This window comes from Bradyrhizobium sp. HKCCYLRH2060, from assembly GCF_051168135.1.
In the GTDB taxonomy this organism is placed as follows: Bacteria; Pseudomonadota; Alphaproteobacteria; order Rhizobiales; family Xanthobacteraceae; genus Bradyrhizobium.
Map to the genome: position 1 here is coordinate 71,989 of NZ_JBNPUK010000020.1, position 13,324 is coordinate 85,312.

The following is a 13,324-nucleotide window of genomic DNA, read 5'->3' on the forward strand; positions in this document are numbered from 1 at the left end:
TCAGAGCTCGCGCCAGCTGACACCGATCTAGGCCGACCGTCGCTGTGACTCCGGCTCGACCGAGCCGATGCGCTGGCGCTGCCGGATATGCGATGCGTCGAGCAGCATCTGCGCCGCCCAGCGATACACGTTGCGTTCCCGGATCAGCTCTCGCATCAGCCGCATGCGGTTGCGCTGTTCGGACGGGGACATCTGCATCGCATGCTGCAAGGCGTCGGCCATGCCGTGCGTATCGTAGGGATTGACGAGCAGGGCCTCCGACAATTCGCGCGAGGCGCCGGCGAAGGTCGACAGGATCAGCACGCCCTGTTCGTCGTCGCGCGCGGCGACGAATTCCTTCGCGACCAGGTTCATGCCGTCATGCAGGCTCGAGACGACGCAGATGTCGGCGGCCCTGAACAGCTCGAACACCTCATCGGGTTCGTGGTGACGAATGACCAGCCGAATAGGCTCGAATTCCCGTGTTCCATGCTTGGCGTTGATCCAGCCGACCAGCGTCTCGGCTTCCTCCTGCAAGGCGCTGTAGGCGCCGAGCTTGCTCCGGGTCGGGGCTGCGGCCTGGATGAAGACGAAGCGGCCGCTCCACTCGGGGTGGCGGGTCAGCAGATCGTCCACGGCCTTGAGCCGGTCGAGAATGCCCTTGGTGTAGTCGAAGCGCTCGATCCCGACCGCGATCCGCACGTCCGGCGACAGGCCGAACCGCCGTTGCACCGTGGCCCGGCAGGAGGCCACCGGAGCCTGATTGGCCAAGGCCGCCGGCGGCCATTCGATCGAAATCGGATATGGTCTCACCAGCACCTCATGGCCACGATAGGTCACCGACATGTGCTCCCGGTCGACGCGGCTTTCCATGAACCGGTCGGCGGCCTCAAGGAAGTTGTTGCAGTGAAGCTGGGTATGAAAGCCGAGAATAGTGCTCCCCAGCAGGCCCTCGATGATGGCGTTGCGCCAGGGGCAGATGCTGAAGGTCTCGGCGTTCGGCCATGGAATGTGCCAGAACGTGATGATCGTGGCCTTCGGCAGCCGGTCGCGGATCATCCGCGGCAACAGCGCGAAATGATAGTCCTGCACAAGCACGATCGGATCGTCACGCGTGGCCTCCTGGACGACCGTCTCCGCGAAACGCTCGTTGACCTTGCAGTATTGCAGCCAGTCGGTTTCCCGGAATGTGGGGCGAACGAAAGCGATGTGGCAGAGCGGCCATAGGCCCTCATTGGCGAGACCGTAGTAGTAGCCCGTCTGTTCCTCCTCGGTCAGCCAGACCCGGCGCAGCGTGTACGCCGGATCGGCCGGAGGGACTTGCAGGCGATCGTGCCGGTCGACCGTATCGCGGTCGGCGGAGCCCGAACCATGGGCGATCCAGACGCCGCCACACGCTCGCATCACCGGTTCGAGCGCGGCGACCAGTCCGCTTGCGGGGTTCTGCAGCACGATGCCGTCGTTCGAATGGTTGTGGATATAGGGCTCCCGGTTCGAGACGACGATCACCTGAGAGTCCGGCAGTCGCTCGTCGAGCAGGCGGTGCAGCGTCTTGGGCGACCAGTCGACATTGATGTCGCTGCCGAAGCGGCGCTCGGCGCGCAGCTCTGTCAGGGTCGCGTGCACGGCCCGGCCGATGGGTGAGCCGCTGAACGGCGTCGATGGCTCGCCAGCGACGGATGTGCCTTGCAGAATGTTTCGAATGGCGCGCGCCCAGGAGCGGGTCAGGGCGGATATGACGGCGAAAGCGAAGAGGCCGAGCCCTGCCGCGATCCCGCCGAGGGCCAGGGCGGCATAGACGCGCGCTTCGGCCGCTCGCTCGTCGATATAGGCGAGATCGTGGATGACCAGGAGGTCTCCGGCGGCCTGCGGAGCGTTGACCGGGAAGATGCCGACATTGATGCGGCGGCCCGCGCTGCTGGTGTCGAATGTCCGGCGCTTGTCACGGTCGACGATTTGGCAGGTGATGGCCCGCGGAAAATCCTTCGTCGCATAGCGCAGCTCGCCTCCGGGCGTGCAGAAGCCGAGGGCCAGGATGCGTTCGTCCTCGGTGATGCGCTCGAACAGCGCGCCGATATCGGCCTGCTGAGGCGAGGCCGCTGCCGCCACGATCTGATCCCTGACCGATCGAAACACCAGACGCGAGCGCAGATCAACGTCCTGCCGCGACCAGCTCTCGATCAGGACCGAGGCAAGAATGACAAGTCCGGTCACGACGATCGCGACGGCAACGGCCGTCAGCGCGAGATATTTCGCGACCGGCCGACGCATGAGCTGACCTGCAGACCGGATCATTCGTCCGGCCGGAAACATGGAGCGGCGGGGTATGGGACGTCTCCTAATCTGGATCGCTTGCGTCGTGCGCCCCGCGGCCCGTGTTCTTCTGAACGATCGCCGTCAGAATGAGGCCGAAGGTGACCAGCCGAGGGAGGTAGTACATCGGCTCGGTCGTGTCGGACACGGCAACGGCCGCGAGCAGAAACCTCGACGCGGAGTCCACCGCGAAGGCGGCCGAGAACAGCAGGAAGAAGCGGTCGCCCGTTCTCCTCCAGAACTTGAGGAAGAACAGCGCGACAACGAGAGAGCAGGTGGCGACGCTGCCGCCGAGCACCGGGCCGAGATGTGCCATCTACTCCGATTCCCAAACGAGGCCGTAGATCAGGACCAGCATGGCGACCAGCGCGATCGCGTTGCGGACGGGTGACAGATCCGCTGCGGGCAGAATGATCTTGTCGATCCAAAGTGCGACATTGTTCAGCGTCAGTCCGAGAAACGACACCGCGCTCCAGAGCAGTAGGCGCGATCTGAACCGCACATAGGCGCGGGCCAGCAGGCCCGTACACAATGCGCTCGTCAGCGCGCAGAGCGTGTAGATGACACCAGCCATCTAGCGATCCTTGCGCCACTTGAAGGCATCCGAAAAGGCGTTGATGCTTCGAAGCTTGCCATGAATGAGGTTCGTGATCGGTATGAGCTGATGTCGGTACGCCTCGGCAAACTCCGCCACGAGGGCGGCGCGCTCGGGAGATGACCGGAACTGATAGAGGCCGTCGCTCTCATGCAGGAAGCCGTCGCGATGAAGTTCGCTGAGAGCAGCAACGATTTCTCGTTCGGTGGCATAGAGACGCTTGGCCATGTCGGCTGCAGCCCAGCGTTCCTGCGGATGAGCGTGAAGAAACAACAAGGCTTCCATCTGGGCGACAGTGTGAATGTGCTTCAGGATGAAATCCTGAATGGTTCTGGCCAGGGGCTGTATGGGCATGAAGCGTCGAGATCTCGGTGGCCCGCAGATTGGTGCAAGATCAAGGGCGGATCAAGAACTCTCACAGACGCTTGAGTCGGCAGTTTGGTTCCGCAGTCACGTTCGCGCCATGTGGCACACTCGTACGTGAGAGTTGGTACGCGTCCGTACCAACTGCGGAGCTGCTACGGATGTCGGCTGCGAAGGCACTTGGTGCGAGGCACCGCGCATGACGGAAGTCGACCGGTCCTTCGGCGAATCGACGGGCGGTCCGGCAGCACACCTGCTGCCGGATGCCCTACCGGGACGATGAGATCGGGCTGAGAGAAGCGCGCAGCGATCAGAGCGCGGCGCCGCTTGGATCGACCGCGTCGCCTACCAGCGATGGTGCGCGCGAATGACGCCGTGGTGGTGACGCCGCCATGGCCGCGGCTGCCAGCCATAGCTGTTTCGCCAATGCGGCCGGATCGTGTAGCCCCAGGGAGCGGCGCCGTAGCCGTAGGTGGTGTAGAAGCGAGGGCCGCCACCCCACCCATATCCGCCCCAGTAAGGTCGGTAGGCGTAGCGGGGGTAGTAGGCTGGCCCGTACGAGTAGCCGTAGCCATAGTAAGTTGGATACGGCTCGTAGTAATAGGGAGCGGCAAAGGCGGAGCCGATGAGCGCGCCGGCGAGAAGACCGGCTCCAATGCCCCAGCCGCCACGCCAACGGACTTCCGTCACGTCGCTTCGCATGCTGGAAGCTCGTTCGAGCGGTTTGGCAGCTGCGGACAGCGACGTCAGCGGGGCCGCAGTGGCGCAGGTGACCTGCGTGATTGCCAACAAGCCGGAAAAGGATAGTGCCAAGCCAACACTGCGCATCTTTCGCCTCCTGTCTTCGTCGTGGGTACGAATCGATACAGGCTCGACGCGGCTCGCCGGGCCTGACTGCTTCTGGTCTGTGCTATGACGCCTGATCGCGGAGAGGGCCCTGTTCGGCGGAGAATGAATCATGGCCCTCGGCTTGGCGCGGTACCGGACTGGATGTCGAAGGACGAGCCGGTCGCTGCGCGCTGTTGCCATCGGGGAGTGAAAGCCAACGATCGATCTCCGCAGCCGTCGCGCTTGCGGAAGCTTTCTTCAGCAGGTCGCGGCGTGCGGTCCCGGCCGGCAATGTCTTCGCTGCGGCATGGGCCTGCGCCGCGAACTCCAGCAGCCGCTCCCGAAGCGATGAGGTCGGGGAGGTGCGCTTGCGTCGCTTGCTCATCGAGGAACTCCGTCGAGCCTGCCGACGATCGACGTGCCGAAGGGGCGGATCGTTGGCTTTCACCGCCCTTCAACAATTCAGCACGGATGTCGACGCAAAGGCGCGACGGTTCTTGGTACGCGTCCGTACGGGCACATCGGCTGCCGGATGGGGGCCGGCCAATCGGCTTGTCGGCAGGGGGAGGTCTTCCTCAGCGGGCCATCGTCGCGATTCGCGCCGGTTTCAGAGCCTGGAGCCGTATCGCAGAGCGTCGGACGGCGCAAAACTTCCGCCGGCAACACTGCCGCGAGACGATGCCTCACATCCCCGGCGGCATCTTGTCGTACGCGGGGAGCACTCCGGACGGGGCATCCCAGGTCGGCGCTCGCATGGTCCAGACGTGCATCTGTGGCTTGAACACCTCGAGGTCGTCCAAGCTCGATGCGCGCAGGAAGAGCAGGCCGGGCAGAGCGGGGTTCGTCGAGAACACGGGGGCGCCGCATTCCGGGCAGAACGCCCGCGTGACGGGATTGCCGCTGGCAGACGGCCTGACATAGGTCTTCGTCGCCCCGGTCATGCTGACATGATCCGCCGAGACCGCCAGGTGTGACGAGTGCCCCGTTCCGCTGCTGCGGCGGCAGTCTTCGCAATAGCAGTGGCCGGCCATCATCGGCTCGGCGGTGCAGGTGTATCGGACGCGGCCGCAGAGGCAGCCGCCGGAAAATGTCGTCGCCAAGGGTCGGGCTCCCGTTGTCGCTTTGTCGATGGACGCCTACAGATGCTCTTCGGCAGAATATGTTCAAGAACATATTCTGCCGGCTGCTACCGTTGCGACGGGAGACGTCACCTTGCCCTATCGACCGGAACACAAGGCCGAAACGCGCGCGCGCATCGTCGAGAACGCGCGCCTGCTGTTCAATCGGCACGGCTACGACAACGTGACCATCGATATGGTGATGGAGGCGGCGTCGCTAACGCGTGGCGGCTTCTACAGCCATTTCCGCAACAAGCAGGAGCTGTTCGCCGCGGCGGTCTCCAGCTTCCTGATGGGGCGGGGCGCGCGTTGGCGCTCCGAGGCTGGGGTCGATCCGATCGATCCTGGTCTGGAGGACGCCGCGAACATGCTCCGAAGCTATCTGTCGCCCGCGCATCTCGGCGACCTCGAAGGCCAATGCCCGATGATCGCGCTGCCGTCGGACGTCGCGAGGGCGGAGCCGCAGGTCCAGACGGCTTACCAGGAGCTGCTGAAGGCGATGATAGGGCTTTATGAGAGGTCCATCCCCGAGCCGCGCGATGACCGCCGCGCCACTGCACTGGCATTGGCGGCGCTCAGCGTGGGCGGCATGGTGCTCGCCCGGACGATCCCCGACGCGGCGCTCGCCGCCGAGATTCGTGAGGCGGCGTTCGAAAAGGCTCGGGCCATGCTGTCGCCCGCCTCCGATGGAAGCCAACGCATCCGGTGAGTTTGACGACCATTGGCTCACGGCAGCTCCCATGATCGACGGCGCGCGAGCAAACAGCCAAGTCGTCCGGGAGCGAGGCTCGCGTCTCAGGGAGAGCTTTACGCCGTGCCGGCAGAGCCTTCGGCCAACGCGGCCTCGACGAAACGGGCGAATTCGCGCGCCTTGGCGCTTGCCAGTCGGCCTGCGGGGAACACGGCCCAGAGATCGCGAGTGTCCCGATGAAGCGGTTCGGCCGGCCGGAGGAGATCGCGGCCGCTATCGCCTTCCAGTTGTCGGAAGGGGCTGCCTTCGTCACCGGCCAAACCATCCATGTCGACGGCGGCGCCTCGATCGGCAAGGCCGCGTTCTAGAGCTTGTCAACAACTGCGGTCTGAAGTCATTCGGGTCGGCGTAATGAACCAGTGAGAGAAGCGATCTGTTGCCAAGTCGAGTCGCCGGCATTGCTGAGCATGTGCCTGCTGCGATCCAACGTCCCCTGTCGCGGGGCCGTCGTAGGGACGCCTCGCGGCTGGACCGCCTGGTCGCTGAATAGCGCCGCGCTCGGCGCGGCCGCCGCGCTTGTGGCGTGGCTCAAAGAGTAGCCGGACCTGCTTTCCCAAGCCGTGCTCGGGCGAGGACCCCCGCGTCACATCCTGGTGTCGTTCAGGCAGGAGCGGGGGTCCGGGAGCTCGGATCGAGGGAGCGCGAGCTCACTTGGCGGGGATGATCTCAGCCGGCGAAGCTCGCCTTGATCTCGGCGGCGACCGTGGCGGCGTTCTCGTCGAGGACGAAGTGGCCGGCATCGAGCCAGACGAGGCGGGCGTCGGGCAGGTCAGCGAGGTAGGCCTCGGCACCGGCGGGAATGAAGAACGGATCGTTCTTGCCCCATACGATCAATGTCTTCGGGCTGTGGGTGCGGAAGGCCTGGTGCCAGCTGTCGTACAGCGCGACGTTGGTCTTGTAGTCCTCGAGCAGGTTCAGATGTGCCGCATCATGGCCGGTGCGGTCGAGCAGCGCCTGATCGTGCGTCCAATTGTCGGGGCTGATGGCGTCGACATTGCGCGCGCCGACCTGATACTGATACTTCGTCGTGTCGGCGGCAAGCAGACTGCGGGCGGCGGCCTCGCTGGCCGCATCGCGCTTCTCCCACAATGGCAGGAAGATCTGCGCCGGCATCTCGCCCACACCTGCCATATAGGTATTGGTGTTCTGGATGACGAAGCCGGCGACCGCCTTCGGATGGCGCGTGAACAGCCGGAAACCGACCGGGCCGCCGTAGTCGTGCATGTAGAGGATGTAGGAGCTCAGTTCGAGCTGCTCGATCAACCCTGCCACATGCGCGGTCAGGTTCTCGAAGCTGTAGTCGAACGCGGCGACCGATGGCGCATCTGACAGCCCGAAGCCGATATAGTCGGGAGTGATCACGTGGAACCGGTCCGCCAGAAGCGGAATCAGGTCTCGGAACATGAAGCTGCTGGTGGGAAAGCCGTGCAGCAGGATGATGGTCGGATGTGTCGGATCGCCGGCTTCACGATAGAACACCTGGCGATCGTCGACGGTTGCGAATTTGTAGAGGGTCACGGGGGAAGCTCCGATCAGGTTGGGAACAGGCACCAGGCGCGTGGCGAGAGTCGGTGGGGTCGTCACGCCCTTGAAGGTCAGGCGGCCTTGCTGGCTTCGACGACCGGGAAGTCGATCTCCGTCTTGAACGCTTCGTTGAAGAAGTTGGTCCAGCTGTTCAGAGCAACGTGCTGCACGATCTCGATGACCTCAGCGTCGGTGTATCCGGCGAGCTTCACGGCAGCGAAATCGGCGTCGGTGACATGACCACGATTGGTAGCGACCCGCGCCGCGAAACGAACGGCGGCGTCCGCCTTGGGGTCGTTCGACGCGCCGTTGCGGTTGGCGGTGATCTCCGCGTCATCCAGCCCGGCAAGGTTGCGGCCGAGATAGGTGTGGGCTGAGAGGCAGTAGCTGCAGCCGTTGATTTCGGCCACCGCCAGGGCGATCCGCTCGCGCGTGGCGGCAGGCAGCGAGCCCTTGCCGAGCGCGCCGGACAAGGCGAGATAGCCTGCCAGCGCCTGGGGGCTCAGCGCGATGGCGCGGAACATGTTCGGCGTACGGCCGAGCTGCTTGGCGACCGCTTCAAGCAGAGAACGAGAGGCTTCAGGCGCGTCGGCGATGGTGGCGGGGGTCGGGATGCGGGTCATGGGAGAGTCCTTTCGTGGCAGCCGTGTTGGCTAGCGGCCCGCCGATCATGTTCGGCAAGCTTCATGTCGCGCCGCTCGTCCATGGGTTTCTTGCCGCCTATCCGCCGGTCAGCGTGCGGCTGATCCTGTCGGATCACGTCATCGATCTCGTCGATGCGCATGTCGACGTCGCGGTCCGTATCGGCCGCATGCCCGACAGCCAACTCATCAGCCGCCAGGTCGGCCACGTGCGCTGGATCCTCAGCGCCAGTCCGGACTACCTCGCCCGCCGCGGCGAGCCCGAAGACCTCGAGGCTCTGCGCGATCATGATTGCATCGCCTTCGAAGGCTTGCAGACGTATCGAAGCTGGACGTTTGGCATTGGCGCCGGCGAACACACGGTGCCGATCAAGCCGCGATTTTCGGTCAACACGGCCGACGCGGTGGTGGAGGCAGCGGCTGCCGGCCTGGGCGTCGCGCGCCTGATGTCCTACCAGGTCGCGCCGGCGATCGCTGACGGGCGGCTGGTGCAGATCCTGCACCAGCATGACGATCGTCCAACGCCGGTCAACCTCGTGCACCAGCCCCAGCCGGTCCAGCCGCTCAAGCGCCGGGCCTTTCTGGATTTCGTCGCGCCAAGGCTGAGCCTTGCGCTGACTAAAATCGAAGACTCCCTCGGGAGGACATGAGCAGCACGAGGTGATGGCGCGCCTTTGCCAAGGGTGATGCGCTTTTCTGCAACGAACTAACAAACGACTTGTTGCTGTTCCGGCAATAGCAGCCGATAGTTGATGAAGAGAGGCCCGGCATGCCCCCGCAAAATATTCCTGTGGAATCAAGACCAAAGAAAATCGTCGGTCTCGCCATCGGCGTCCCGATGTGGCATGCCGGTAAAAGCGTTTCGTATCAATACGTTAGTGACGCGCAAGATAATCGAGTGGGAATAACTCGCGGCTAGCCAAAGCTAGCCGGATCTTTTCGAGTCTATGCTCTAACTTACTGATACGAAAAAGAAAATCCGCCGGCACCTATCGCGGACTATCGGTAGGCCAAGGTCGCCGGTGTCGGGCTGTTTGACGGCATCGTCCTCCTTATTCTCATCCCGTTTTGATCAATACCGTCAGCTCGAAATGAGCCATGACGGTATCTTTTTTTGCTCCAACCAATTGAAATAGTGTCGCTTTCCTTCAGATTCGCGGTCGAAATCGCGTGACGGTATCGAACCCAGAAGGCGGACAAATGCTGACAGATGCTGCGCTTAAGCACCTGAGACCAAAGGAAAAGTCCTACAAGGTCACCGATCGGGACGGCATGTACGTCCTCGTCAGTAGGAAGGGCTCGATCTCGTTCCGGCTCGACTACAGGATGAACGGACGCAGGGAGACCATCACCTTCGGCAAATACGGTCCGGCCGACCTATCGCTCGCACGAGCAAGATAGCTCTGCATCGACGCCAGGCGGGCCATCAAGGAGGGGCGTTCGCCAGCCATCGAGAAGCAGCGCGCCAAACGGCGCCTGATGGAGGCCAAGGCATTCGGCGAGTTCGGCGAGAAGTGGCGCACGGCGGCTCCGATGGCTGACAGCACCCGGGCTATGCGCCGTTCGATCTTCGAGCGGGAGCTGCTGCCGCCTTGGCGCAAGCGACTCTTGTCCGAAATCACGCCAGACGATTTGCGAAAGCACTGTGCCGCGATTGTCGACCGTGGTGCGCCGGCAACCGCGATCCACGTCCGCGTCAAGCAGATCTACGGCTTCGCCATTCTGCATGGCGAGAAGGTCGCCAATCCAGCGGATGACGTCGGTCCATCGTCCATCGCGCAGTTCGTACCGCACGATCGCTCGCTGTCGCCCTCAGAAATACGGATCATGCTCAGGCAGCTGGAGCACGTCCCGACGCTACCGACGATCCGGCTAGGCGTAAGGCTGTATCTTCTCAGCATGGTACGGAAGAGCGAGCTACAGGATGCGACCTGGGACGAAGTCGACTTCGAGAATGCTGTCTGGACCATCCCGAAGGAGCGAATGAAGCGGTCAAAGGCGCACAACGTGTACCTTTCGCGTCAGATGCTCGATATCTTCATTGCGCTGAAGACCTGTGCCGGCAATTCGCGATATGTCCTTCCCGGTATGATGCCGATAGCCCGATGTCCCGCGCGACCTTCAATCGTGTCACCACCGCGGTCGTCGAGCGCGCCCGGAAAGAGGGGCTTCCGCTCGACCATTTCGCCGTCCACGACCTCAGGCGGACAGCGTCGACGCTGCTCAACGAGCTTGGCTTCAACAGCGATTGGATAGAGAAGTGCCTGGCGCACGAGGATGGCCGCTCGTCCCGCGGGGGCTATAACAAGGCATAATAGCACTATTCATTTGCTATCGATCCTCTCCTGATCGCCATTACGACCAGAAGTACAGTAAGAACCGTTCATTTAGTTATCAGTAAAATCTGATCTGAATATACTGGTCATCCCCGGACGCTGTGTACGCGTCGTCATATTTCTTGACAAAGTCATTGACCGCTTCGTCGTATGTTCGGCCGCCGTCAGGATCAATCATTTCGAAAGAGGTGCCGGCCGCCGTACCGTCGCCCTTGATACCTCGAACCAGCCGTGAATGAAGTCCCGCAGGCGGATTGAGCGAATTCATCGTGCCAACCCAGATCGGACCATGATCAACAAGCTGCTGAAGCCAACCATCGATGGTCAGGTCTTGTGGAGCTAGATGCTGCATCCCGGCATCAGCCAAGAAAGAACCAAATTGGCTGGCAGAAAGTGGTGAATTGGAGTTTAGAAGATCAACATACTGTTGGCCAACAGTCCCCAATGCTGTCGCAATTTCGCAGGATGCCTGATCCTTCCATGACTTCATCATGGTGAAAGCGGTAGCCCAACACGCTTGATCGTTTGGCTGCGCCAAAATTTCGATTATTCCTGGAACCCTGTACGGAAGTGTCATTGTTTCCTCCTAGTCACGGTCATTTAGCCAGTTTAGCGGCTTCTGCGGCCATTGCCGCGGCGCAGTATTGTGGATGTCGCCGCGCGCAGAGTTTATTTAGAATAACGCTCGTGCCTTCGAAGGCTGCGGAAAGGCAATCAGAAACGCCTCGCGTGTTTGGTACGCCTTATCATCCGACGCACTCTTCCTCGTACTCCAAAAAGTAGTGCAAACTCATTCGGCCGTGCGATGACGAGGTCTGGCCCAATACCCCGAAGCGGCTTGACCATCTTCGCGCGCTATTCGGGCGAAGCCTTCGTCGATCGAACCACTGCCGAGCATTCTCACTTTGGACCTTTCTTGGGATCCGCTTCCGGCTTGTCGGCTGCTTTGGCGACCAGGTAGGTGGCGTGGCTTACCGATAGCATGATCGCCATCGTTGCGCCGACAATCGGTAGGCCTGGGATAAGGACGGTGAGACTCTGGATTGCGAGCAGGATTTCCGGTGTCGGCAGGTTGCGGAAGGAAGCAAAAATCGCATGGCCATAGGTCGCCAGCAGCCCGGCGGTAACCAGCACCATCTGTACTCGCGATATGTCGATGCGGTCTGTCTTGCCGGCATCCTCGCCGAGGAACCAGTCCGCGATCGAAGCGCTGTGTTCGTCACTACGTTTTTCGGTTGGCGTTGTAAAAAAGACGTTCTTGTTCGCATCCCGAGTGGCGTCAGCCACGCTGAGGTCCGCCTCCGCCTCCTGCACGGTCCCCTTCAGACTCTTGATCCAGGTCGAAAGCACCGTCGTCGACAGGGTAATGCCGAGCACGGCCCAGATCCCAGGGGGAATATCGGGAAAAAATCCGTTCTTGATGGCTGCCGGCGCGTCGGCGTTGGTAGCTGGCAGGAAATAACGCATCTGCTCGGAGACCAGCCCTGCGTTAAACACGGCGATCGCCACCACACTGGTCAGCACCAGCACGGTCCAGAACGTCACCTGCGCCAGCGCAAGCGAATAGCGGTTCTGGGGGCTGATCAACACGCCGAGCGGCGTGCCCATAATGCCCCGACCGAGCCCGATCAGCACCAGGATGACGCCGAAAATCATGAAGGCAGTTGGCATGCCGAGCGATACGTTTTCGGCAGCATTGTTTGGCACGTGCCAAGTGAGCGCAAAAGCGAGGATGGATCTCAGGGCAGTCCCGACATACTTGCTGAACCAGTTGTTGTCCTGAACCTGAATCACGAGGTAGTCGGAGGAGAATTGGAGTGCGGCGCCGAGAATTGTCAGGCATATGAGGCTTTTGGTCCGATCATCGCCCTGCAGCGGATCTAGAATTGTTTGGCTCTTCCTCTTTGAGATTTCCTCCTTGGCCCGATCAGTCAGCAGCTTGACGCATTGCGGGCCGATAACGGTTGCAAATGTATCGAGTTTAGCGTTGCGCAATTTGGCAGCGTCGGTCTTCTCCGTGTCCGATTTTCTCTGCATCAGCACGCCGGCGTCGTCGTACACGCCTTCTTCCGGCGTGAGGCAGAAAGGCTTCACGGTATTGGAGGCGTTGTCTGGACAGTTCGGCAACGGAGGGCGGCCGTCACCGGCCGTGAATTTGCCGACATAGCCCTGCTGCCGGTTGGTCATCAGATCGAAGGCCTGACTGAAGCTAATCGCGGTCCACAACACGTTGAACAATGCGATGAAAAACAGTGTGGCGCCGAAAAGTCCGATCCCCCAGTTCAGGCTCTGATACCAGTGCCGTGCCTTTGCCGGAGTGGGAACTCCAAAGCTTGTATAGCTCGATATGTAGGGCAGGTCGTCGCCCGTCGAAGCCGTGGCGGACTCAAATAGACGATAGGTTCGTGCATCCTGGCCCGAGCCTGCGACGAAATCGCCGCCGTGGGCTGCGCCGGTTTCGAAAATCCATGCCGCGGCCTTTGGCGGGGAATGGTCGCGCGGTGGCATGCCGCTCTCATTGATTTCCCAGAGCACCGCACGGTTCGGCAGCGGCACGTCGGGCGGCCCAAAGGTGCCGGCTTCGACCTGGTCCACCGTCGTCTTCAGGGCATTGTATGCAGCGAGAGCCTGCTCTTCGCTGCCGCGCGGTGCCAGTTTCCGTTTGAAGTCCTTGTCGAGACCCTTTCCCTTCGTCGCCACGGCGAGCTTGGCGACGACTGCTTCCAGGCGCGCCAATGTCTGGTCGCTGCCGTCCTTGGCTGAAAGTCCTGAGACCTCTCCCCATACGATCTCGCGCAAATCCTGATCGGCCATATCCGCCCCCAACTTGGCCCGTCGCAATATTCTGTATTCAACCGAAACGAAGCTTGGCAATG

The 13,324-nt window shown here is 62.1% G+C and carries 14 protein-coding genes and 1 pseudogene; 4 read left to right on the plus strand and 11 right to left on the minus strand.

Features of this window, described 5'->3' with window-relative positions; translation table 11 throughout:
* Positions 1-27: 27 nt before the first annotated feature.
* The 7 genes from ACQR10_RS29105 to ACQR10_RS29135 all read right to left on the minus strand — a co-directional run bounded on the left by ACQR10_RS29105 (position 28) and on the right by ACQR10_RS29135 (position 5,178).
* On the minus strand, positions 28-2,250 hold the full coding sequence (locus ACQR10_RS29105) for an alpha,alpha-trehalose-phosphate synthase (UDP-forming) (protein ID WP_316216369.1): 2,223 nt from the start codon (positions 2,248-2,250) through the stop codon (positions 28-30).
* 67 nt (positions 2,251-2,317) lie between these two features.
* Positions 2,318-2,608 carry a DUF5985 family protein gene (locus ACQR10_RS29110; RefSeq protein WP_316216370.1) on the minus strand — a complete coding sequence of 97 codons (291 nt, stop codon included), beginning with the start codon at positions 2,606-2,608 and terminating at the stop codon, positions 2,318-2,320.
* Entirely contained in the window at positions 2,609-2,866 is a 258-nt protein-coding gene (locus ACQR10_RS29115) for a DUF5985 family protein (protein WP_316216371.1), read from the minus strand. It lies immediately after the preceding gene.
* Positions 2,867-3,241, minus strand: a complete 375-nt coding sequence (locus ACQR10_RS29120; protein WP_316216372.1) for a hypothetical protein — start codon at positions 3,239-3,241, stop codon at positions 2,867-2,869.
* Positions 3,242-3,595: 354 nt separating this feature from the next.
* Entirely contained in the window at positions 3,596-4,078 is a 483-nt protein-coding gene (locus ACQR10_RS29125; protein ID WP_434848334.1) for a hypothetical protein, read from the minus strand.
* Positions 4,079-4,160: 82 nt separating this feature from the next.
* Positions 4,161-4,463: a hypothetical protein gene (locus ACQR10_RS29130; RefSeq protein ID WP_316216374.1), complete on the minus strand. Its 303-nt coding sequence runs from the start codon at positions 4,461-4,463 to the stop codon at positions 4,161-4,163.
* Positions 4,464-4,761: 298 nt separating this feature from the next.
* A complete protein-coding gene (locus tag ACQR10_RS29135; protein WP_316216375.1) occupies positions 4,762-5,178 on the minus strand; it encodes a GFA family protein in 417 nt (138 codons plus the stop codon).
* 112 nt (positions 5,179-5,290) lie between these two features.
* Here ACQR10_RS29135 and ACQR10_RS29140 point away from each other — a divergent pair, with 112 nt between their 5' ends.
* Both ACQR10_RS29140 and ACQR10_RS29145 read left to right on the plus strand, forming a co-directional pair.
* A complete protein-coding gene (locus ACQR10_RS29140; protein WP_316216376.1) occupies positions 5,291-5,905 on the plus strand; it encodes a TetR/AcrR family transcriptional regulator in 615 nt (204 codons plus the stop codon).
* Between the two features lie 218 nt (positions 5,906-6,123).
* Positions 6,124-6,255 (plus strand): SDR family oxidoreductase, encoded by a 132-nt coding sequence (locus tag ACQR10_RS29145; RefSeq protein WP_316216377.1) that lies wholly within the window; start codon positions 6,124-6,126, stop codon positions 6,253-6,255.
* A 358-nt stretch (positions 6,256-6,613) separates the two neighbouring features.
* Here ACQR10_RS29145 and ACQR10_RS29150 read toward each other — a convergent pair whose 3' ends face one another.
* Both ACQR10_RS29150 and ACQR10_RS29155 read right to left on the minus strand, forming a co-directional pair.
* Positions 6,614-7,465, minus strand: a complete 852-nt coding sequence (locus ACQR10_RS29150) for an alpha/beta fold hydrolase (RefSeq protein WP_316216378.1) — start codon at positions 7,463-7,465, stop codon at positions 6,614-6,616.
* Positions 7,466-7,542: 77 nt separating this feature from the next.
* Positions 7,543-8,094, minus strand: a complete 552-nt coding sequence (locus ACQR10_RS29155) for a carboxymuconolactone decarboxylase family protein (RefSeq protein WP_316216379.1) — start codon at positions 8,092-8,094, stop codon at positions 7,543-7,545.
* A gap of 47 nt (positions 8,095-8,141) precedes the next feature.
* Between ACQR10_RS29155 and ACQR10_RS29160 the strand changes: the two genes are divergently transcribed.
* Together ACQR10_RS29160 and ACQR10_RS29165 are read left to right on the plus strand one after the other, a co-directional pair.
* The gene (locus ACQR10_RS29160) at positions 8,142-8,762 is read left to right on the plus strand and encodes a LysR substrate-binding domain-containing protein (RefSeq protein WP_316216410.1); all 621 of its coding nucleotides are present in this window, start codon (positions 8,142-8,144) and stop codon (positions 8,760-8,762) included.
* 550 nt (positions 8,763-9,312) lie between these two features.
* Positions 9,313-10,424: pseudogene (locus ACQR10_RS29165) on the plus strand (tyrosine-type recombinase/integrase); the annotation flags it as partial.
* A gap of 82 nt (positions 10,425-10,506) precedes the next feature.
* Here ACQR10_RS29165 and ACQR10_RS29170 read toward each other — a convergent pair.
* On the minus strand, positions 10,507-11,025 hold the full coding sequence (locus ACQR10_RS29170; protein WP_316216380.1) for a papain-like cysteine protease family protein: 519 nt from the start codon (positions 11,023-11,025) through the stop codon (positions 10,507-10,509).
* Between the two features lie 323 nt (positions 11,026-11,348).
* On the minus strand, positions 11,349-13,262 hold the full coding sequence (locus ACQR10_RS29175) for a hypothetical protein (RefSeq protein WP_316216381.1): 1,914 nt from the start codon (positions 13,260-13,262) through the stop codon (positions 11,349-11,351).
* Positions 13,263-13,324: the final 62 nt, after the last annotated feature.